The sequence below is a fragment of the Cellulomonas sp. HD19AZ1 genome, from assembly GCF_004535805.1.
Taxonomy (GTDB): Bacteria; Actinomycetota; Actinomycetes; order Actinomycetales; family Cellulomonadaceae; genus Cellulomonas; species Cellulomonas iranensis.
Genome location: NZ_SPHX01000008.1, coordinates 185,216 through 206,398, shown reverse-complemented (window position 1 = coordinate 206,398; position 21,183 = coordinate 185,216). Strand labels below are relative to the sequence as shown.

The following is a 21,183-nucleotide window of genomic DNA, read 5'->3' as shown; positions in this document are numbered from 1 at the left end:
GCGCGTCGACCTCGTGCTCCTCGATGTGGATCGAGGAGAGCACGTCGTCCTGCACGAGGCGCTGCGACAGGATGATCGCGTCCTCGTAGTTGTGGCCCTCCCACGACATGAACGCGACCAGCAGGTTGCGGCCGAGCGCGAGCTCGCCCTCGTCCGTGGCCGGGCCGTCGGCGAGCACCGAGCCGACCTCGACGCGCGCGCCCTGGTCGACCAGCACGCGCTGGTTGTAGCTCGTGCCCTGGTTGGAGCGACGGAACTTCGCGACGCGGTAGGTCGACGTGGTCGCGTCGTCGTTGGCGACCGTGACCAGGTCGGCCGACACCTCGGTGACGACGCCCGGCTTGGTCGCGACGATGACGTCGCCCGCGTCGACGGCGGCGCGACGCTCCATGCCCGTGCCGACCAGCGGCGCCTCGGACCGCACGAGCGGCACGGCCTGGCGCTGCATGTTGGCGCCCATGAGCGCGCGGTTGGCGTCGTCGTGCTCGAGGAACGGGATGAGCGCGGTCGCGACCGACACCATCTGGCGCGGCGAGACGTCCATGTAGTCGACCGTCGCACCGGGCACCAGGTCGGGCTCGCCGCCCTTGGTGCGCACGAGCACGGCGTCCTCGACGAACGAGCCGTCGGCGTTCAGCGGCGCGTTGGCCTGCGCGATGATGTGCCGGTCCTCGTCGTCCGCGGTGAGGTAGTCCACCTCGTCCGTGACCTTGCCGTCGACGACGCGACGGTACGGGGTCTCGACGAACCCGAACGGGTTGATGCGCCCGTACGTGGCGAGCGAGCCGATGAGGCCGATGTTCGGGCCCTCGGGGGTCTCGATCGGGCACATGCGGCCGTAGTGCGAGGTGTGGACGTCACGGACCTCCATGCCGGCGCGGTCGCGCGACAGACCACCCGGGCCGAGGGCCGACAGACGCCGCTTGTGCGTCAGGCCCGCGAGCGGGTTGTTCTGGTCCATGAACTGCGACAGCTGGCTCGTCCCGAAGAACTCCTTGATGGAGGCCACGACGGGGCGGATGTTGATGAGCGTCTGCGGCGTGATCGCCTCGACGTCCTGCGTCGTCATGCGCTCGCGCACGACGCGCTCCATGCGCGACAGACCCGTGCGGACCTGGTTCTGGATCAGCTCGCCGACCGCGCGGATGCGACGGTTGCCGAAGTGGTCGATGTCGTCGGGCTCGACGCGGACCTCGATCGCCTCGCCGCCGCGCGTGCCGGGCAGGGAGGGACGGTCGATGTGCAGCGCGGCGAGGTACTTGATGGTCGCGACGACGTCCGACAGCGTCAGCACCGAGTCGGACAGCGGCGCGTCCTGGCCGAGCTTCTTGTTCAGCTTGTAGCGGCCGACCTTCGCGAGGTCGTAGCGCTTGGGGTTGAAGTAGAAGTTCTCGAGCAGCGCGCGGCCGGCCTCGACGGTCGGCGGCTCGCCCGGGCGGATCTTGCGGTAGAGGTCGAGCAGCGCCTCGTCCTGCGTCTGGACGCTGTCCTTCTCGAGCGTGTCGATGACGGCCGGGTAGTCGGCGAACTCCTCGCGGATCTCGCCCTCGGTCATGCCGAGCGCCTTGAGCAGGACGGTCGCGTTCTGCTTGCGCTTGCGGTCGACGCGGACGCCGACGTTGTCGCGCTTGTCGATCTCGAACTCGAGCCACGCGCCACGGCTCGGGATGACCTTGGCCGTGAGGACGTCCTTGTCGGACGTCTTGTCGGCGACGCGCTCGAAGTAGACGCCGGGCGAGCGCACGAGCTGCGAGACGACGACGCGCTCGGTGCCGTTGATGATGAAGGTGCCGCGCTCGGTCATGAGGGGGAAGTCACCCATGAACACGGTCTGCGACTTGATCTCGCCGGTCGTGTAGTTGACGAACTCGGCCGTGACGAACAGCGGCGCAGCGAAGGTGAAGTCCTTCTCCTTGCACTCCTCGGCCGTGTACTTCGGCGGCTCGAAGCGGTGCTCGCGGAAGGAGAGCGACATGGTGCCGCCGAAGTCCTCGATGGGCGAGATCTCCTCGAAGATCTCTTCGAGGCCCGCGGTCTCCGGCACGTCGTTGCGTCCGAGCTCGAGCGCGGCGGCCACGCGGGCCTGCCAGCGCTCGTTGCCGAGCAGCCAGTCGAAGCTCTCGGTCTGCAGACCGAGCAGGTCGGGGACCTCGAGGGGCTCGTGGATCTTGGCGAAGGAGATGCGACGAGATGCGGTGCGGTTCGCGATGGCGTCGGCGGACGGTGCAGAAGGGATGCGCGAGGCAGCCAAGAGGGGTCCTTCCCTGCGGATCGTGGCACGCTGCGCGGCCAGGCGATGCGCGATCCCCCGCCTCGACCCACGGTGCGACGCGCACGTACGTCGTCATCGTGGTCGGGATATCTGAGATCGCGGGCACAGGCCAGCGCAAAGCGACAGCATACCCGTGCGGGCGCGCGAAGTAAACCCCGTGCGACGGCCGCAGCCTCGCGACCGTCCGTCGACGGACATGGTGGCACACCGCACGCGCACGCGGTAGCCGGGCCGCCGCGGCACGCCGCCCATCCGCCGGCCCCGCGGCTCCGAACCACCCCCGAGGGAGCCGCACCGCGCACCCTCCCGGCGCACGCCGGCCCGGGCACCCGCCCGCGACAGAAGGGCCCCGCCATGACCTCGTCCCCGAACCGGCTCGTCGCCACCGTCTTCGGCGCCGTCTACCTGCTCGTCGGCCTCGCCGGCTTCCTCGTCACGGGCGGCCTGCCCTTCGCCGGCCAGCAGGGCAACGCGCTCGTCGTCTTCGACGTCAACCCGCTGCACAACGTCGTCCACCTGGGGATCGGCCTCGCGCTGCTCCTCGCCTCCCGGTCAGTCGCCGGCGCCCGCGCGACCAACACGACGATCGGCGCGGTCTACCTGCTGGTCGGCGTCCTCGGCCTCTTCCTCATCGGCTCGGGCGCCAACATCCTGGCCCTCAACGGCGCGGACAACGTCCTGCACCTGGCCAGCGCCGTCCTGCTGCTCGCGGTCGGGCTGGGCGCGGACAAGGCGACCGCCCCCCGCACGGCGACGGCGTGACGACCACCGCGGGCCACGCCGCGGCGCCCGCGCTGCCCGCCGCGTCCGCGCACGTCGCCGGGCCGCGGGCCGCGTGGCCCGACGAGGGCGCGACGTCGTTCGGCGCGCGCACGGCGGGCGCTCTCGCGGTCGGCGGCGGCGCGCTCGTGACCATCGCTGTCGCGGCCCCCCACCTCGCGCACCACGCGCTGCTCGCCGGTGCGCTGCTGGCGCTCGCCGCGACCACGGCGGCCGGCGCCGTCGCCGCGCTGCGGGGCCCCGGCCGTGCCCCTCGCGCCGCCGCGGGGGCGGCGACCGCGACGGGGGCGGCCGTGCTCGTCGTGGCCCCCACCTGGGGCCTCGTGGGCACCGCGGCCGTCACGGCGGGCGCGCTGACGCTGGGCGGGGCCGTCCTGCTGGGGGCCGCGTCGCGCACACCGGTGGCACGCGCCGGCCGCGCGCCGGGGCCGTGGGCGCGACTCGGCGTCCTCGCCGTGGGCGCGCTGCTCGCGTCGGCCGCGACCGTGCACGGCCTGGCGGCCACCGAGGCGGGCGCGCACGCCGTGCCCCACGGCAGCCACGGCCTGCTGCTCGACCCCGGGACGCACGGCCACCACGGCTGACGAGCCCGGTCCACCCGCACGCACCACCCTGCCGCCGGGACGCGCACCCCGCGGACGGCACGAAGCCCGGCCCCCACGAGGGGACCGGGCTTCGTGCCGTGCTCGACCGGTGAGGGCGTCAGGCGCCCCGACCGGATCGGATCACTTGAGGCCGACGGTCGCGCCGGCGCCCTCGAGGGCAGCCTTCGCCTTGTCGGCGGTCTCCTTGTTGACGCCCTCCAGGACCGGCTTCGGCGCGCCGTCCACGAGGTCCTTGGCCTCCTTCAGGCCGAGGGACGTGAGCGTGCGCACCTCCTTGATGACCTGGATCTTCTTGTCACCGGCGGCCTCGAGGATGACGTCGAACGAGTCCTTCTCCTCCTCGGCCGGGGCGTCCGCGCCGCCACCGGCGGCGGGGGCGGCGACCGCGACGGCGGCCGGAGCGGCAGCGGTGACCTCGAAGGTCTCCTCGAACGCCTTCACGAACTCCGAGAGCTCGATGAGCGTGAGCTCCTTGAACGCGTCGATGAGCTCGTCGGTGGTGAGCTTCGCCATGGTGGCGCTTCCTTCCGTTCGGACCCGCCGTCCGGTCGTCGGCGGCGGGGGGTGCTGGGCTTGCTACGAGAGCGTGCGGCCGGAGCGTCGGGCTCAGGCTGCGGCGTCGGACTCCTGCTTGGCACGCAGGGCCTCGACGGTGCGCACGGCCTGCGAGGCAGGAGCCGTGAACAGGTACGCGGCCTGGTAGAGCTTGGCCTTCATCGCGCCGGCCGCCTTGGCCAGCAGCACCTCGCGGGACTCGAGGTCCGCGAGCTTGGTGATGTCCGCAGCGGTCAGCGGGCGCCCGTCGAGCACACCCGCCTTGATGACCAGTGCGGGGTTCGCCTTGGCGAAGTCACGCAGTCCCTTGGCCGCCTCGACCGGGTCACCGGTGACGAAGGCGATCGCCGACGGGCCCGCGAGCGCGTCGTCGAGGCCCTCGAGGCCGGCTTCCTTGGCCGCGATCGCGGTCAGCGTGTTCTTCACCACGGCGTACTGCGCGTTGCCGCCGAGCGCCTTGCGCAGCGTCTTGAGCTGCGCGACGGTGAGCCCGCGGTACTCGGTCAGCACGGCCGCGTTCGCGCCGCGGAAGCGCTCCGCGAGCTCCGCGACAGCGGCAGCCTTGTCCGGCCTCGCCATGGCAATCCTTCCGATGGTGGTGCCACCGGGCGTCTGCGTCGCACCCCCAGAACGACAGAGAGCCCCGCGCAGGCGCGGGGCTCGGAGCAGGGCGGGACGCACTGGAACCGTGAGGCTCGGACGTGCGGACGTGCCGTGCGGTGAACTCTCGCCTGCGCTGGCCCCCGCGTTCTCGCGGAGCTTCGGCCTGTCCGACGAGCGGACCGACGACCGGCGGTCTTGGGCCCCACGAGACTACGGCACGTGCGCGGCAGGACCAAATGCGCACGCTGCCGCACGTCCTCGCACGTTCGCCGCACGTCCGCCGCGGCTCCGTCGCGCGCCGCACCACCCCGGGGACAGCGCACCGGCCGCGTCACGCCGCGCCGTGCGCCCCGAACGTGCACCAGTTGACGAACCCCGCCGGCGACGACGTGTCGACGCCCTCGCGCGCCGCGTGCAGCGCCCGCGCCATCGTCTCGCCGCGCGCGAGCCCCGCGTGCAGCCCGACCATGAGGTCCACCACCTCCACGTCCGGCACGGCCGCGATCGACGCGACCACGCCCCGCGTGCCGCGCGCCAGCATCGCCGACACGAAGCCCAGGACCTCGTCGCCGTCGTACGCGACGTCGGCCCCCGCGTGGCACGACGCGAGCACGAGCCGTCGGGGCGCGACCCCGGCGGCGTGCAGCTCCTGCACCGTGAGCGCGCGGTCCGCGAGCACCAGCGACGAGTACATCGGGTTGTCGCCGCGCGGCAGGCCGTGGCACGCGAGGTGCGCGAGCCCCGCGTCCCGGACCGCGAGCACGACGTCGCGCGCACGGCTCGCGTCGGGGCCCAGCACGCGCGCGTCCGCGTGCAGGCGCGCCAGCACCTCGACCTCCTCCCGCGCGCCGCGCAGCTCGGGGCCCGCGACCAGCACGACCGACGTCGACGGCCGCTGCGGCGCGACCGCCGTCGCCCACCACGCCGTCGCCGACGGCGCGAGCGCGAGCGGCGCGTCGTGCAGCGCGCCCCACGGCACCTGGTGCAGCTCCCCCACGGGGACGACGACGAGCTCGGTCCCCGCGAGGCCCAACGGGTCGAGCAGCAGCGCGCGCAGCCGCGCGAGCGAGAGCTCGGCGCTCGCGCGGGCCGCCGCACCCGCCGCCGCCGAACGCGGGTCGGCGAGGCGGCGCAGCGCGAACACCAGCGGCCGCAGCGCGGACGTCACGTCGGCCGTCGCGGCCAGCGGGACCAGTCGCGTGCGACGCCGGTCCACCACGACCGCGACGTACCGCCCGTCGCACGCCCCCAGCTCCACCAGGACCCGCCCGTCGAGCGCGGCCCGCAGCGCGGCCGCGGCCGGCGGCGGGGTGCTCGTGACGTGGGCGAGCGCCTCCGCCGCCCCCGCGGGGAGCACCGGGCCGGTGGCGGTCGGCGCCGCACGGACGACCCCCCGCGCGACCGCGCGCAGCACGTCCTGCGCGGGTACGGGCGACGGACCCGCGGCACCCCCCTCCTCCTGACGCACCTCGCCGGTGCTCGCCTCGTCGGCGCCCGGCGGCGCGACCGGCAGCCGGGCCGCCAGCGCCGCCGCCCGCGTGCGCTCCATCCACCGCAGGACGCGCACCGGGTCCCCGGTGCGCAGCAGCACGCGCAGCCCGGCCTCCCCGAGCTCGCCGCCGTGGCCCGAGGCGAGGGCCCGCAGCTCCATCGTCGGCAGCGCCGAGCGGTGCGACGCGAGGTCCCGCAGGCCCGCCCGCGCCTCGCGCAGCGCCCGCGCGTCGTCGCCGCGCACGTGCGCCGCGGTCGCGGCGGCCAGACGACCGCGGACGCGCAGCAGCAGCGGCCCGCGGACCGCGGCGGCCGCCGCCGCGTCGAGGTCCGCGCACGCCCGCACCGGACGCGGGCCCGTCAGCGCCGCCCGCCCCGCCGCCAGGTAGGCGTCGACCGCGGCCGCCAGGTCGCCGTGACGGCGCAGGCCGGCCGCCGCGCGCCGCAGCGCCGCGACGTCGCCCGCGACGTCCTCGCCGAGGGCCGCGCGCGCCCGCGAGTCGACCACGCGGGCACGGGCGAGCCACGCGCCCCGCCGCTGCGTGCGGCTGCGCGTCAGCAACGCGGCGGCCAGCTCTCGCGCACGGACGGCGTCGCCGCGCGCGAGGTGCAGCTGCGCGAGGCGCGTCTGCGCCTCGACCCACATCAGCCACGTCCCGGCACGCGCGTGCTCGTCCGCGGCGTCCTGGGCCGCCGCGATCGCCTCGGGGAGCAGCCGCAGGTCGGCCATCGCGTCCGCCACCTCGACGTGGTGCTCGCCCAGCGGCAGCCCGGCGGCGCGGTACGCGTCGGCGACCTGCGCGAACTCCCGCAGGCCGTCGGCGAGGCGCCCCTGGTGCACGGTCACCCAGGCGTGCGTCTGCCGCGTGACCACGTGCGGCACCGGGCCGAGGCCCGACGCGACCGCCACGGCGCGGGACGACCAGGCGAGCGCCTCCGCGTGCCGGCCACGGGCCGCCAGCACGAGCGCGAGGTTGTTGGCCACGCGGACCGTCACGTCGTCCGACGCCCGGCCCGAGGAGAGGATGCGCCGGTATCGGGCCTCCGCGTCACGCAGGCGACCCGCGTTGTGGTCGAGCGCCGCGCGCTGGAGCTCGAGGTACGCCCCGAGCCGCTCGCGCTCCCCCGCGGCGGCGTCGCGCGCCTCCGCGAGGGCCCGCAGCGCCGCGTCGACGTCCCGCACGGCACCCGTCACGCGGCCCTGCCCGTGCCTCACCGCGGCACGCGCCGCGAGCAGCTCGGCGTCGACGAGCCGGTCGCCGTGCCGCGGCCCCAGGCGGAGGGCCCTGCCGAGCAGGCGGGCCGCCTCGGCGTGCTCCCACCGCGCGCGGTGCACCGCGGCCAGCGCACGCAGGCCGACCGCGTGCGCGGCGTGCGCGGACGCGTGCCGCGCCCGCAGCACCAGCGCGTGCGCGTCCTCCTCGACGGCGCGCGGGTCGGACGCGGCCCGGTCCGCGAGCGCACGGGCACGTATCAGCAGCGCGTCGCGGCGCTCCTGCTCCGTGGACCCGTCCGCGAGCGGCGACGTCCGCGTCATGTCCCTCCCGCCCCAGGCAGCACGAGGCCCCCAAGGAGCCCGACGATGAGCACCACCGACGCTACCGGTCACCCCCACCCCGACCCCGCGGGGTCCGCCGCGCGGACCAAGGTCCGGCGGCAGGTGACCGAGCTGGTCCGCACCGCGCAGGACCCCGCGCTGCGCCGGCAGGCGGCGCGGTCCGTCTCGCGCCGGTACCACGCCCGCACGGACCAGCGGATCGGCACCGTCACGGACGACGGCGGGCCGCACGTGCTGGCGGTCGAGGGCGAGCTGGTCGTCACCGCGGCGACGTGGTCGGACCGGGGCGCGCGCGCCTACCTCGAGGCGCGCGGGCTGCGCCGCGCGCGCGTCGACCTCGACGGCATCGCCGAGCGCGTCGTGCTGCTGCGCGCCGAGGACGTCACGCTCGACGACCTCGACGACACCGTGGCCGAGCTGCGCCTGCGCGGCTTCGCGGCGTCGCAGAACCAGGTGCTGCCGTGCGACCCCGTCATGAAGAACCTCGGCGGCCCGGCGCTCGCCGACCCGCTGCCCCCCGTGACGGACGGTCCGGCCGACGACGCACCCCACGTCGCGGTGGTCGACACGGGCATCGACGCCCGCGTGCGCGCCGACGGCTGGCTCGCGGCGGTGCCGCGCCACCGCCGCGGGCGGGACCGCAACATCGACCCGCTCGACATCGAGCCCGACGACGGCTACCTCGACCTGTGCGCGGGCCACGGCACGTTCGTCGCGGGCGTGGTGGCACGCGTCGCGCCGCACGCGCGCCTCACCGTCCACCGCGCGCTGCTGGGCGGTGGCGTCGGCAGCGAGGTCGACGTGGCCACGGCCATGGTGCGGGCGGCGCGCGCGGGAGCCGACGTCATCAACCTGTCGCTGGGGTCGAGCACGCGGTTCGACCAGCCGTCGCTGGCCGTCGAGGCCGCGCTCGAGGCGATCGAGGCGATCGAGGACGAGACCGGACGCGAGATCCTCGTGGTCGCGGCCGCCGGCAACTCCGGCAGCACGCGACCCGTGTGGCCGGCCGCGTTCCGGCAGGTCGTCGCGGTCGCGGGGCTCACGCCGGACGGTCGGCCCGCACCGTGGTCGAGCCACGGGTTCTGGGTCGACTGCTCGGCCGTGGCCGAGGGCATCCGCGCACCGTTCGTCGAGGGTCGCGAGTCGTACGAGTTCACGGCCGACCCCGACGACTTCCCCGCCGACGCGTTCGCGTGGTGGAGCGGGACGTCGTTCGCCGCGCCGCAGGTCGCCGGCGCCGTCGCGAACCTCATGCGGGAGCACGGCGTCGGCGCGCGGCGCGCCTACGCGCGGCTGCGCGCCACCGGACGCCCGCTGCCGGACTACGGCCGCGCGCTGCACGTGCTGGGCGGGTTGTGACGCCGCGCCGGTGCGCACGGACGCGCGCGAGGTATCAGGGCGGCACGCCACCGCCTCTCATCGGGGGGACGCGGCGGACCGTCGCCGACCCCGCCACCACCACCGTGTGCCCCACCGAGGAGGAACCGTGCGACGTCGCCCCGCAGCCGGCCCGGCGAGGCTGCCCGACGCGGCAGCGCGGCGGGGCCCCGCGCCGCACCGCGGCGTGCGCGCACCCAGGTCGGAGGGCTGACGTGCTGGGCACGTGCCTCGCGGCGCGCCATGATGGCCTGCGGGACGAGCCCGACGGTCGGAGGAGGCGCGCGGTGAGCAGCCGGGAGCAGCGAGGCGGTCCGTACCACGAGCGCACGACCTCGCAGCTCGTCTCGGGTGCCCTCGCGGGCGACGAGGGGTCCTGGTCGGAGATCGTGCACCGCCACACGGCGCTCGTCATGTCCCGCGTGCGGCAGTTCCGCCTCACGCCGCAGCAGGCCGAGGACGTCGCCCAGACCGTCTGGCTGAACCTCCTCGAGCACCTGGGGGACCTCCGCGAGCCCGAGGCACTGCCCGGGTGGATCGCGACCGCGACCCGGCACGAGTGCATCCGCGTCACCCAGCAGGCGCGCCGCTCGGTGCCCGTCGACCCCGCCACCGGGCGTCTCGACGCGCCCGACCACGCCGACCTCGACGCCGAGCTGCTGCGTGCCGAGCGGCACGCCGCGCTGCGGGCCGCGCTCGCCGAGCTGCCCGATCACCAGCGCGAGCTGCTGCTCCTGCTGTCGACCGACCCCGCACCGAGCTACCAGGAGGTGTCGGCGCTGCTCGGCATCCCGATCGGGTCGATCGGGCCGACACGGCAGCGTGGGCTCGCGCGGCTGCGTCGGACCGCCGCGATCCGCACCTACCTCGCGGCCCCGACCGGGACCACCACGCGTGAAGGAGGCCACGATGCCCTGGCCCTCGGATGAGCCGCCCGCACCGGCCTGGTCGCCCGAGACCTGGCAGGACGACGACGCGCTCGCGGCCGACCTCGCCGCCGCGGTCGCCGACGACGACCTGCGCCGGCGCGTCGAGCGCGCCGCGTCGTCCGCGTTCCACGCGCACCGCGGCATGCTCGCGCTCCGCGACGAGCTCGCGGTCGACCTGCTCCTGCTGGAGCTCGTCCACGACTCGAGCACGGCGGACGGCCCCGTGGCCGTCCGGGACCGGAGCGGGCAGCCGTCACGGACCCTCGTGTTCGAGGGGGACGGCGTCGGCGTCGAGGTCGAGGTGGGCGACTCCGGCGTCGAGGGCCAGCTGATCCCCGCACGTCGGGGGCACGTCGTGCTCCGGACGCCGGACCGCGACGTCGCCGAGGTGACGACCGACGAGGTCGGCTACTTCCGGCTGGGGATCACGCCCGAGGGGCCCGTCCGGCTCGTCTGCGAGACACCCGACGGCACGTGCGTGACGCCGTGGCTGCCGTGGTGACGCGTCGCTGAGCCCGCCGGCGCGCCGGGCGCGGTCCGCAGGGGGGACCACGCACGGCGCGGGGCGGGTACGCGCCACCCGGGACGCAGGACGGCCCGGCACCCTCGAGGGTGCCGGGCCGTCCTGCGTGGTGGACCTGCCGTCAGGCAGCGTCCTCCTCGGTGAGGTTGCGCGTCTTGCTCTGGTCCAGCGGGATGCCGGGGCCGTTGGTCGTCGAGAGCGTCGCCTTGGTGATGTAGCGGCCCTTCGACGCGGCCGGCTTGAGACGCAGGATCTCCTCGAGCGCCGCGGCGTAGTTCTCCACGAGCTGGACGTCGGAGAACGACGTCTTGCCGATGATGAAGTGGAGGTTCGCGTGCCGGTCGACGCGGAACTCGATCTTGCCGCCCTTGATGTCGGACACGGCCTTGGCCACGTCCATCGTCACGGTGCCGGTCTTCGGGTTCGGCATGAGACCACGCGGGCCGAGGACCTTGCCGAGGCGGCCGACCTTGCCCATGAGGTCCGGCGTTGCGACGGCGGCGTCGAAGTCGGTCCAGCCGTCGGCGACCTTGGCGATGAGCTCGTCGCCGCCCACCTCGTCGGCGCCCGCGGCGCGGGCCTGCTCGGCGCGCTCGCCGTTCGCGAAGACGATGACGCGGGCGGTCTTGCCGGTGCCGTGGGGCAGGTTGACCGTGCCACGGACCATCTGGTCGGCCTTGCGGGGGTCGACACCGAGGCGGAACGCGACCTCGACGGTCGCGTCGTACTTGGTGGTCGACGTCTCCTGCGCGAGGCGCACGGCCTCGAGCGGCGCGTAGACGCGGCCGGCCTCGATCTTCTCGACGGCGGCGCGGTACGCCTTGCTGTGCTTGGGCATCTGCCTGTCTCCTTCTCAGCAGTCGTGGTCGAACGGGCCGCACGCGGGCCCTGCCACAGGGGTGGTGCGGGGCGGCGCCCGGCGGGCGCCGCCCTGGGGGGGCTCAGTCCTGGACCGTGATCCCCATGGAACGCGCGGTGCCGGCGATGATCTTCTCGGCGGCCGCGAGGTCGTTCGCGTTGAGGTCCTCGAGCTTGGTGGACGCGATCTCGCGCACCTGCTCGCGGGTGAGGCTCGCGACCTTGGTGGTGTGCGGCGTGGGCGAGCCCTTGGCGACGCCCGCCGCCTTCTTGATGAGCTCGGCGGCCGGCGGCGTCTTCGTGATGAAGGTGAACGAGCGGTCCTCGTACACCGTGATCTCGACGGGGATGACGTTGCCGCGCTGCGACTCGGTCGCCGCGTTGTACGCCTTGCAGAACTCCATGATGTTGACGCCGTGCTGACCGAGCGCGGGGCCGATCGGCGGCGCGGGGGTGGCCGCGCCGGCGTTGATCTGGAGCTTGATGAGGCCGGTGACCTTCTTCTTCGGGGGCATGACGCCTCCCTCTCTTCCTCGTGGGCCGACGCCGTGGGCGATGACCCGGTTGCAGGGCCCCGCGGCGCGGGGCGGTCAGCAGGTCAGATCTTCGAGACCTGGCTGAAGGACAGCTCGACCGGGGTCTCCCGGCCGAAGAGCGACACGAGCACCTTGAGCTTCTGGCTCTCGGCGTTGATCTCGGAGATCGTGGCGGGCAGCGTGTCGAAGGGGCCGCCGTCGGTGACGGTGACCGACTCGCCGACCGTGAAGTCGACCTCGACGGGCTTCGCGGCCGCCTTGGTGGCGGCCTGCGTGGGCGCCTTGGCCTCGATGACGGGCGCGAGCATCGAGAAGACCTCGTCGAGCGTCAGGGGGACCGGCTGGTGGGTGTGGCCGACGAAGCCCGTGACGCCGGGCGTGTGACGCACCGCGCCCCACGACTCGTCGGTGAGGTCCATGCGGACGAGGACGTAGCCGGGGATCCGCACGCGCTTGACGACCTTGCGCTGCGCGTTCTTGATCTCGACGACCTCTTCCATGGGCACCTCGACCTGGAAGATGTAGTCCTCCATGTTGAGGCTCTGCGTGCGCGACTCGAGGTTCGCCTTCACGCGGTTCTCGTAGCCGGCGTACGAGTGGATGACGTACCAGTCGCCGGGCTGGCGGCGCAGCGCGGTCTTGAACGCCTCGACCGGGTCCTCGTCGTCCTCGTCCTCGTCGGCGGCGTCCGCCACGGGCTCGTCGGCGTCGACCTCGTCGTCGCCGGCCACGTCGTCGACCTCGGTCGCCTCGACGTCCTCGCCGTCGACCTCGTCACCCGCGGTCGCCTCGACCGACTCGACCGACGCGATGGCGTCCGCGAGCTCGTCCTCGGCGCCCGGCGTGGGCTCCTGCGACTCCTGCGACACGTGCAACCTGCTTTCTCCGGTGGTCGGCCCGCGGGCCGGCGGTGCGCGGCCCGGGGCCGCGCGGGTGGGGTGGGTGCCGGCGCCGGGCCGGCGCGCGTCACCCGAAGACGAGGAACGTCAGCTGGCCGAGGCCCAGGTCGATGACCGTCACGAAGGCCATGACGACCGCGACGAAGACGAGCACGACGCCCGTGTAGGTCACGAGCTCCTGACGCGTGGGCCGGACGACCTTCTTGAGCTCGGCCACGACCTGGCGCACGAAGAGCGCGATGCGCGCGAACAGCCCGCGCTTCTCCTCGCCACGACGCGGTGCGTGCTCGCCCTTGCGGGCGGCCGAGCCCTCGGCGTCGGACGCCGCGGCCGCTGCGGTATCGCTCACGTCTGGCCCCTGTCTCGTGACTCGTCGTCGTGCGACTCCCGGGTGGGTGCCGCGGGTCGAGGACGTGCCGACAGGCCGACGCGTCGCGCCGGACCGTCCGGCGGTCCTGCTCACGGCGGGCGACCCGCGACCGGCGGCCGACCCCGAGGGGCGGCCGGGCCGAGGTCGTTCCGCGTGCGCAGGGCAGACAGGACTCGAACCTGCAACCTGCGGTTTTGGAGACCGCTGCGCTACCAATTGCGCCACTGCCCTACGACGGCCTGGTCCACCACGAGTCCGCCGACCCTCGCGCGAGGGCGTGCTTCATCATGGCGGGCGTCAACCGCCGGGGGATCACTGTACGCGACCCGCGGCGCGTGGTCGAACCCGGTCGTCCGGCGCTGCGGCGACGGGCACGTGCGTACCACGTCGTGACACCCGCGACGCGCGCGGCGACGGCTCTGCTTGGATGGGAGTCGTGAGCGAGCACAGCGCAGCGACGTCGACGTCCCCCCGCGCGCGGGTCTCCACCCGCGTCGCCGCCATCGCGGAGTCCGCGACGCTCGCGGTCGACGCCAAGGCGAAGGCCCTCAAGGCCGCCGGCAGGCCCGTCATCGGGTTCGGCGCCGGCGAGCCCGACTTCCCGACGCCCGACTACATCGTCGAGGCCGCGGTGCGCGCCGCGCAGGACCCGGCGAACCACCGCTACTCCCCCGCCGCCGGCCTGCCCGCGCTGCGCGAGGCGATCGCCGCCAAGACGCTGCGCGACTCCGGGTACGAGGTGCGCCCGTCCGACGTGCTCGTGACGAACGGCGGCAAGCAGGCCGTCTACCAGGCGTTCGCGGCGATCCTCGACCCGGGCGACGAGGTGCTGCTGCCCGCGCCCTACTGGACGACGTACCCCGAGGCGATCCGCCTCACCGGCGCGTCGCCGGTCGAGGTGTTCGCCGGCGTCGACCAGGGCTACCTCGTCACCGTCGAGCAGCTCGAGGCCGCGCGCACGCCGCGCACCAAGGCGCTGCTGTTCAACTCGCCGTCCAACCCCACGGGCGCCGTGTACTCGCCCGAGCAGACCGCCGAGATCGGGCGCTGGGCGCTCGAGCACGGCATCTGGGTGATCACCGACGAGATCTACGAGCACCTCACGTACGACCACGCGGTGTTCACGCCCGTCGTGCGCGTGGTCCCCGAGCTCGCGGACACCACGATCGTCCTCAACGGCGTCGCCAAGACGTACGCGATGACCGGCTGGCGCGTGGGCTGGATGATCGGGCCGTCGGACGTCGTCAAGGCCGCGACCAACCTGCAGTCGCACCTCACGTCGAACGTCGCGAACGTGTCGCAGCGCGCGGCCGTCGCCGCGCTCACGGGCGACCTGTCGGCCGTCGAGACGATGCGCGCGGCGTTCGACCGGCGTCGCCGCACCATGGTCGAGATGCTCGAGGCGATCGACGGCGTGCGGTGCCCCGCGCCGCAGGGCGCGTTCTACGCGTACCCGTCGGTCGAGGGCGTGCTGGGCCGGACGATCCGCGGCGTCACGCCGACGACGTCGGCCGAGCTGGCCGCGCTGATCCTCGACGAGGCCGAGGTGGCCGTGGTCCCCGGCGAGGCGTTCGGCCCGAGCGGGTACCTGCGGCTGTCGTACGCGCTCGGCGACGACGACCTCGTCGAGGGCGTGCGCCGCATCCAGGCGCTGCTGGGCGAGGCCGTCTGACGTCGGTCGCCGCGTCGCGCTGAGCCGGGGGTCCACCGATCGGTGGACCCCCGGACCCGTCTCCCGGTCGTCCCGCGACGGCCGCCCCGGCGGCCACGCTGGGCGCATGACGACGACGAGTGCCCCGGCCGTCCTGGTCGAGGGCCTGCACAAGAGGTACGGCGACAAGCGCGCCGTCGACGGGCTCGACCTGCGTGTCGAGCACGGCGAGATCGTGGCGGTGCTCGGGCCGAACGGCGCGGGCAAGACGACGACCGTCGAGACGCTCGAGGGGTTCCGCCGCGCGGACGCGGGCCACGTGCGCGTGCTCGGCGAGGACCCGGCGCACGGCGACCGGCGGTGGCGGTCCCGGCTCGGCGTCGTGCTGCAGGACAACCACGACATGGCCGAGGCGACGGTGCGCGAGATCGTGCACCACGTCGCGGGCTTCTACCCCGCGCCGCGCGACCCCGAGGCCGTGATCGACGCCGTCGGGCTGCGCGAGAAGAGGTCGGCGCGCACGCGCGCCCTGTCGGGCGGGCAGCGGCGCCGCCTCGACGTCGCGCTCGGCGTGGTCGGCGACCCCGAGCTGCTGTTCCTCGACGAGCCGACGACCGGCTTCGACCCGCAGGCCCGCCACGAGTTCTGGGGCCTGGTGAAGGGCCTGCGCGACGAGGGCACGACGATCCTGCTGACGACGCACTACCTCGAGGAGGCCGAGCACCTGGCCGACCGGGTGGTCGTCGTCGCGGACGGGCGCGTGGTCGCGCAGGGGGCGCCCGACACCCTGGGAGGGCGCCGCGCGCGGCGCGCGCGCGTGCGGTGGACCGAGGACGGCACCCCGCGCGAGGAGGCCACCGACACGCCCACCGCGCTCGTCGCACGGCTCACGAGCCGGCTCGCGGGCTCGGACGGCGAGGTCGCCGGGCTGCAGGTGCTGCGCCCGACGCTCGAGGACGTCTACCTCGGGCTCATCGACGCCGCGCACGACGCCGCCGGCACGACGCACGAGGAGACGCCCCGATGACCACGACCACCCCCGCCCCGACGCGCGGCACGGGCCGCGGCGCCCCGCGCACCGCGGGCCGTCTGCCGGGCACCGCCCGCCTCGCGTGGTCGCGCACCGCGTTCGAGGTCCGCACGTTCTTCCGCGAGCGCGACGCCGTCGTGTTCGTGTTCGCCTACCCGATCCTCATGCTCGCGATCTTCGCGACGGTCTTCGGCACCGACGACGAGGTCGTCGCCGGGTCGGGCGTGCACTTCCCGCAGTACTTCCTGCCCGGGATGATCGCGACGGGCGTCATGCTCTCGAGCTTCCAGAACCTCGCGATCTCGATCGCGGGCGAGCGCGACGACGGCACGCTCAAGCGCCTGCGCTCGACGCCGCTTCCGCCGGCCGCGTACTTCCTCGGCAAGACCGGGCAGGTGCTCGTGACCGCCGGCGTGCAGACCGCGCTGCTGCTCGCGGTCGCGGCGCTCGTGTTCGACGTGCCGCTGCCCGACGACGCGGCCCGCTGGGGCACGTTCGCGTGGGTGTTCGTGCTCGGCACGGCCGCGGGGGCCGTGTGCGGCGTCGCCTACTCGTCCGTGCCGCGCACCGGGCGCTCCGCGAGCCCGGTCGTCATCCCCGTGGTGCTGGTCCTGCAGTTCGTGTCGGGCGTGTTCTTCCGGTTCGACCAGCTGCCGACCTGGATGCAGCAGGTGGCGTCGGTGTTCCCGCTCAAGTGGATGGCCCAGGGCATGCGCTCGGTGGTCCTGCCGGACGCCGCGGTCGTGGTCGAGCCGTCGGGGTCGTGGCAGCACGGCGCCACGGCGGCGGTGCTCGCGGCGTGGCTCGTGGTCGGGCTCGTGGTCGGCGTGCGCACGTTCCGCTGGCGGCGGCGTGACGACGGCTGACGCCCCGCGCGTGGCAGAGTCCGGGGCATGAGCGCGTCGTCGGCACCGGAGCGGGAGGTCGTGGGCCGGCACGACTTCTGGCTCCGCACGCTGCGGCTGTGGGACCTGGGGTTCGTCGCGATGGTCGTGCTGTCGGCCGGCGCGATCGCGCTCGACTCGATGCCGACGCAGCGCAAGGTCGTCGCGGTAGCGCTACTGGTCCTGCTGGCGGTCGCGTACGGCGTGCTCGGCCACGTCGCCGCGGTGCGCGGCGCCCCGCGTCGCGCCGACGCGTACCTCGCGGTGCTGACGGCCGTCAGCACCGCGCAGGTGGTGCTGGGCGGCATCGGGACGGTCCTGCTGTTCCTCGCGTACTCGCAGGTCTGGTTCTTCGCACGGACGCGGCGGGCCGGCGTCCTGTGGTGCGCCGCCCTCACGGTGGGTGTCGCGGCGGCCTCGGTGTGGCGCGAGGGCGCCGACAGTGGGGTCGCGGCGCAGATCGCCGGGCAGTTCGGCATCGCGCTGCTGTTCGCGGTCGTGCTCGGGCTGTGGATCACGCACGTCGCCGAGCAGAGCGAGGAGCGTGCGTACCTGCTGGAGGAGCTGCGCGCGACGCAGGACGCGCTCGCGGCGTCGCACCACGCCGCGGGCGTCGTCGCCGAGCGCGAGCGCCTCGCCGGCGAGATCCACGACACGCTCGCGCAGGGGTTCACGTCGGTCGTCATGCTCGCGCAGACCGCCGCCGCCGAGCTCGCCGGCGGGCACGTCGAGCGCGTCGCCGAGCGCCTCGGCCACATCGAGGACGTCGCGCGCGACAACCTCGCGGAGGCGCGCGCGCTCGTCGGCGCGTTCTCGCCCCCGGGCCTGGGCGACGGCTCGCTCGCCGACGCGCTGCGGCGCCTCGCGCAGCGGTTCGGCGTCGAGACCGGCGTGCGCGTCGTCGTCGTCGACGACGCACCCGACGGCGTGCCGGGCCGCGAGGCGCAGGTCGTGCTGCTGCGCGCCGCGCAGGAGTCGCTCGCGAACGTGCGACGCCACGCGGGAGCGTCGCACGTGACGCTGCGGCTCGCCCGGGCGGGCGACGACGTCGTGCTCGAGGTCGTCGACGACGGCAGGGGCCTGACCGCCGGCGCCGCCGAGGGCGTCGGGCTGCGGGGCATGCGCGCACGCGCCGACGCGGCCGGTGGCGGCGTCGACGTCGCCGGCTCCCCCGGCGACGGCACGCGCGTGCGGGTCCGCGTGCCCGCGGGCGCCCCGCAGGACGGCACGACCGACGACGCCCACCCCGAGGAGGAGCCGTGAGCGTGCGCGTCGTCGTCGCCGACGACCACCCGGTGCTGCGCTCGGGGCTCGTCGCGCTGCTCGCGCTCGAACCGGACCTCGAGGTCGTGGGCGAGGCCGACGACGGCGCGCAGGCGGTCGCGCTCGCGCACGCGCTGCGCCCGGACCTCGTGCTCATGGACCTGAGGATGCCCGGCACCGACGGCGCCGAGGCCACGCGGCGGATCGTCGCCGAGCTGCCCGGGGTCCACGTGCTCGTGCTCACGACCTACGAGACGGACACCGACATCCTGCGCGCGGTCGAGGCCGGTGCGACGGGCTACCTGCTCAAGGACACGCCGCGGGCGCAGCTCGTCGCGGGCGTGCGGGCAGCGGCGCGCGGCGAGTCCGCGCTTTCGCCGTCGGTCGCGCTGCGGCTCGTGCAGCAGGTCCGGGGCGACGGCGGCGAACGGCTCACGCCCCGCGAGCGCCAGGTGCTCGCGGGGGTCGCGCGCGGGCTGTCGAACGCCGCCGTCGGACGCGAGCTGTTCATCACCGAGGCGACCGTCAAGACGCACCTGCTGCGCGCGTTCGCCAAGCTCGGCGTCGACGACCGGACCCGCGCGGTCACCGTCGCGATCGAGCGCGGGATCCTGCCCGGGGCCTGAGCCCGGCCCGCGCACCACCCGGTCGCCGCGGCGCGGCGTCCACGTCCGGGGCACCGGGCGTGGACGTCCCTTCTGCGGGGGTTCGGCCGCCCCCATACTGAGCGCCATGCGCAACGGTCCGGCGTCGGCGGGAGCCCCCGCCACCCCGTCGGACCCGCCGCGCGCCGCGGGCCGCCGCGCGACCGTGCGGGGGCGGCTCATGACCGCCGTGGTCGCGCTCACGGCGACCGCGATGACGGTCGCGGGCGTCACCGGGCTGGCGCTGCAGCTGCGCGCCGGCGACGCCCGCACCGACCACGCGCTGCGCCGCTCGGTGCAGGCGTTCGAGTCGTTCGCGTCGGCCGGGCTCGTGGACGCCGACCGCACGTCGACGACCCCCCGCGACCCGACGGCACCCGTCCAGCGCTGGACGTCGGTCTCGCTGCTCCTGCAGAAGGCCGTCGAGAACCGCGTGCCCGGCGAGCACGAGGGCATCGTGTCGCTCGTCGGGGGCGACCTCGCGTGGCGGCCCGCGGACGAGACCGGTGCGGTCCGCGTCGACCTCGACGAGGAGCTCATGGCCTGGCTGCGCGAGCTGCCCGCCGACGACCCCCTCGCCGGCGAGCCGCGCACCGTCCGCACGGACGTCACCGAGTACCGCCTCGCGACCGTGCCGGTGCACCTCGAGGTCGACGCGGACGCCGACGGGCTCATGGTGTTCGCGTTCGACCGGACCGCCCAGAACGCCGCGGTGTGGCGCATCTTCTCGACCTACTCGGCGGTGGGCGTGGCCGCGCTGGCCGTGACGTCGGCCGTCGCGTGGTTCGTCGTCGGCGGCATGCTGCGGCCCGTGCGCGTGCTGCGCGACACCGTGCGCCGCGTCACCGAGTCCGACCTGTCCGAGCGGATCGCGGTCGGGGGCCGTGACGACCTCGCCGACCTGGCGGCGTCGGTGAACTCCATGCTCGAGCGCCTCGAGCGCGCGTTCGGCTCGCAGCGCGAGCTCCTCGACGACGTCGGGCACGAGCTGCGGACGCCCCTGACCATCGTGCGCGGCCACCTCGAGCTGCTCGACCCCGCCGACGAGGCCGACGTGCGCGCGACGCAGGCGCTCGCGCTCGACGAGCTCGACCGCATGCAGCGTCTCGTGGACGACCTCGTGACGCTCGCGACCGCCGACCGGCCGGACTTCGTGCGGCCCGCCCCCGTCGACGTCGGGCGCCTCACCGACGACGTGCTCGAGAAGGCGCGCGGTCTGGGCGACCGCCGCTTCGTCGTCGTGTCCCGCGCCGACGTCGTCGCGCACGTCGACGCGCAGCGCGTGACGCAGGCGTGGCTGCAGCTGCTCGCGAACGCCGTGCGGTTCTCGGCACCAGGCTCGACCGTGCGGCTGGGCAGCGAGGTCGCCGCGGGGCGCCTGCTGCTGTGGGTCCGTGACGAGGGGCCGGGGGTGCCACCCGCCGAGGAGGCGCGGATCTTCGAGCGCTTCCACCGCGGCCAGGCGGACCGCGTGCAGCACGGTGCGGGCCTCGGGCTGCCCATCGTCGCCGCGATCGCGGCCGCGCACGACGGCCGCGTGTTCCTCGAGCACCCGCCGCCCGCGTCGGGCCCGGGCGTGGTGTTCGTCCTCGACCTGCCCGCCGTCGGACTCGTCGACGGGTCCGAGTCCCCCGAGCTCGTGGAGCCGCACCGATGACGCACATCCTGATCGCCGAGGACGAGGAGCGGATCGCGGCGTTCGTCGCCAAGGGTCTGCGCGCGCACGGCTACGAGACGACGGCGGTGCCGACCGGCACGGCCGCGCTGCGGCGCATCGGCGGCGGCGGCGTCGACCTGCTGGTGCTCGACCTGGGGCTCGCCGACATGGACGGGTTCGAGGTGCTGCGGGCGCTGCGCACGTCCGGCTACGACCTGCCGGTCGTCGTGCTCACGGCACGCTCGTCCGTGACCGACACCGTCACCGGGCTGGAGTCCGGCGCCGACGACTACATGGCCAAGCCCTTCCGCTTCGAGGAGCTGCTCGCGCGCGTCCGGCTGCGGCTGCGCGGCCAGCCCGGCGCCCAGCAGCGCGGGAACGTGCTGGTGCACGGGCGGCTGCAGCTCGACCTGCGCACGCGGCGGATGCGGGTCGACGACACCGAGGTCGACCTGTCCGCGCGCGAGTTCGCGCTCGCCGAGACGTTCATGCGCAACCCCGGCGACGTGCTCACGCGCGAGCGGCTGCTGTCCGAGGTGTGGGGCTTCGACTTCGACCCCGGGTCGAACGTGGTCGACGTGTACGTCCGCTACCTGCGGCGCAAGCTCGGCGCCGAGCACTTCGACACCGTCCGCGGGGTCGGGTACCGGCTGGTCGACACGAGCGCGTGACGCGCCGCGACGGCTGGCAGACTGGCG

Annotated in this window: 20 protein-coding genes and 1 tRNA gene; 12 read left to right on the top strand and 9 right to left on the bottom strand. The window is 75.0% G+C overall.

What is annotated here, in order from left to right:
• The coding region (rpoB, locus tag E4A51_RS17870) for a DNA-directed RNA polymerase subunit beta (protein ID WP_134852545.1) at positions 1–2,251 on the bottom strand (2,251 nt) is incomplete at its 3' end.
• Positions 2,252–2,626: 375 nt separating this feature from the next.
• Between rpoB and E4A51_RS17865 the strand changes: the two genes are divergently transcribed.
• A complete protein-coding gene (locus E4A51_RS17865; RefSeq protein WP_046529000.1) occupies positions 2,627–3,034 on the top strand; it encodes a DUF4383 domain-containing protein in 408 nt (135 codons plus the stop codon).
• The gene (locus E4A51_RS17860) at positions 3,031–3,636 is read left to right on the top strand and encodes a hypothetical protein (protein ID WP_134852544.1); all 606 of its coding nucleotides are present in this window, start codon (positions 3,031–3,033) and stop codon (positions 3,634–3,636) included. Before E4A51_RS17865 ends, E4A51_RS17860 begins: the two co-directional genes overlap by 4 nt.
• Positions 3,637–3,777: 141 nt before the next feature.
• Here the strand turns inward: E4A51_RS17860 and rplL are convergent, their stop codons facing one another.
• From rplL to E4A51_RS17845, 3 genes are all read right to left on the bottom strand, one after another.
• Positions 3,778–4,170 carry a 50S ribosomal protein L7/L12 gene (rplL, locus tag E4A51_RS17855; protein WP_046529002.1) on the bottom strand — a complete coding sequence of 131 codons (393 nt, stop codon included), beginning with the start codon at positions 4,168–4,170 and terminating at the stop codon, positions 3,778–3,780.
• A 93-nt stretch (positions 4,171–4,263) separates the two neighbouring features.
• Positions 4,264–4,791: a 50S ribosomal protein L10 gene (gene rplJ / locus E4A51_RS17850; protein ID WP_046529003.1), complete on the bottom strand. Its 528-nt coding sequence runs from the start codon at positions 4,789–4,791 to the stop codon at positions 4,264–4,266.
• Between the two features lie 355 nt (positions 4,792–5,146).
• A complete protein-coding gene (locus E4A51_RS17845; protein WP_134852543.1) occupies positions 5,147–7,843 on the bottom strand; it encodes a CHAT domain-containing tetratricopeptide repeat protein in 2,697 nt (898 codons plus the stop codon).
• A 45-nt stretch (positions 7,844–7,888) separates the two neighbouring features.
• Here E4A51_RS17845 and E4A51_RS17840 point away from each other — a divergent pair, with 45 nt between their 5' ends.
• The 3 genes from E4A51_RS17840 to E4A51_RS17830 all read left to right on the top strand — a co-directional run bounded on the left by E4A51_RS17840 (position 7,889) and on the right by E4A51_RS17830 (position 10,672).
• Positions 7,889–9,223: a S8/S53 family peptidase gene (locus E4A51_RS17840; RefSeq protein ID WP_134852542.1), complete on the top strand. Its 1,335-nt coding sequence runs from the start codon at positions 7,889–7,891 to the stop codon at positions 9,221–9,223.
• Between the two features lie 305 nt (positions 9,224–9,528).
• Complete coding sequence (locus E4A51_RS17835) at positions 9,529–10,170, top strand: RNA polymerase sigma factor (protein WP_070320151.1); 642 nt, start codon at positions 9,529–9,531, stop codon at positions 10,168–10,170.
• On the top strand, positions 10,151–10,672 hold the full coding sequence (locus tag E4A51_RS17830) for a hypothetical protein (RefSeq protein WP_070320152.1): 522 nt from the start codon (positions 10,151–10,153) through the stop codon (positions 10,670–10,672). Before E4A51_RS17835 ends, E4A51_RS17830 begins: the two co-directional genes overlap by 20 nt.
• A 142-nt stretch (positions 10,673–10,814) precedes the next feature.
• Here E4A51_RS17830 and rplA read toward each other — a convergent pair whose 3' ends face one another.
• The 5 genes from rplA to E4A51_RS17805 form a co-directional block, all read right to left on the bottom strand.
• Positions 10,815–11,531, bottom strand: coding sequence for a 50S ribosomal protein L1 (rplA, locus tag E4A51_RS17825; protein WP_046529006.1), 717 nt, complete (start codon positions 11,529–11,531; stop codon positions 10,815–10,817).
• A 103-nt stretch (positions 11,532–11,634) separates the two neighbouring features.
• Positions 11,635–12,066, bottom strand: coding sequence for a 50S ribosomal protein L11 (gene rplK, locus E4A51_RS17820; RefSeq protein ID WP_046529007.1), 432 nt, complete (start codon positions 12,064–12,066; stop codon positions 11,635–11,637).
• Between the two features lie 83 nt (positions 12,067–12,149).
• Positions 12,150–12,956, bottom strand: coding sequence for a transcription termination/antitermination protein NusG (nusG, locus tag E4A51_RS17815; protein ID WP_087507835.1), 807 nt, complete (start codon positions 12,954–12,956; stop codon positions 12,150–12,152).
• A 97-nt stretch (positions 12,957–13,053) separates the two neighbouring features.
• Complete coding sequence (gene secE / locus E4A51_RS17810; protein WP_046529009.1) at positions 13,054–13,335, bottom strand: preprotein translocase subunit SecE; 282 nt, start codon at positions 13,333–13,335, stop codon at positions 13,054–13,056.
• 179 nt (positions 13,336–13,514) lie between these two features.
• Positions 13,515–13,587: transfer RNA gene (locus E4A51_RS17805), tRNA-Trp, on the bottom strand.
• A 196-nt stretch (positions 13,588–13,783) separates the two neighbouring features.
• On the opposite strand from E4A51_RS17805, the gene E4A51_RS17800 reads away from it, so the two are divergent.
• The 7 genes from E4A51_RS17800 (at position 13,784) to E4A51_RS17770 (ending at position 21,156) form a co-directional block, all read left to right on the top strand.
• On the top strand, positions 13,784–15,028 hold the full coding sequence (locus E4A51_RS17800) for a pyridoxal phosphate-dependent aminotransferase (protein WP_070320153.1): 1,245 nt from the start codon (positions 13,784–13,786) through the stop codon (positions 15,026–15,028).
• Positions 15,029–15,134: 106 nt separating this feature from the next.
• The gene (locus E4A51_RS17795; RefSeq protein WP_134852541.1) at positions 15,135–16,034 is read left to right on the top strand and encodes an ABC transporter ATP-binding protein; all 900 of its coding nucleotides are present in this window, start codon (positions 15,135–15,137) and stop codon (positions 16,032–16,034) included.
• The gene (locus E4A51_RS17790) at positions 16,031–16,903 is read left to right on the top strand and encodes an ABC transporter permease (protein WP_134852540.1); all 873 of its coding nucleotides are present in this window, start codon (positions 16,031–16,033) and stop codon (positions 16,901–16,903) included. The genes E4A51_RS17795 and E4A51_RS17790 overlap by 4 nt, the downstream gene beginning before the upstream one ends.
• 27 nt (positions 16,904–16,930) lie before the next feature.
• A complete protein-coding gene (locus E4A51_RS17785) occupies positions 16,931–18,184 on the top strand; it encodes a sensor histidine kinase (protein WP_070320155.1) in 1,254 nt (417 codons plus the stop codon).
• Complete coding sequence (locus E4A51_RS17780) at positions 18,181–18,810, top strand: response regulator transcription factor (protein WP_070320156.1); 630 nt, start codon at positions 18,181–18,183, stop codon at positions 18,808–18,810. Before E4A51_RS17785 ends, E4A51_RS17780 begins: the two co-directional genes overlap by 4 nt.
• A 106-nt stretch (positions 18,811–18,916) precedes the next feature.
• Positions 18,917–20,485, top strand: a complete 1,569-nt coding sequence (locus E4A51_RS17775; protein WP_046529014.1) for a HAMP domain-containing sensor histidine kinase — start codon at positions 18,917–18,919, stop codon at positions 20,483–20,485.
• Positions 20,482–21,156: a response regulator transcription factor gene (locus E4A51_RS17770; RefSeq protein WP_046529015.1), complete on the top strand. Its 675-nt coding sequence runs from the start codon at positions 20,482–20,484 to the stop codon at positions 21,154–21,156. The genes E4A51_RS17775 and E4A51_RS17770 overlap by 4 nt, the downstream gene beginning before the upstream one ends.
• The last annotated feature ends 27 nt before the right edge of the window (positions 21,157–21,183 follow it).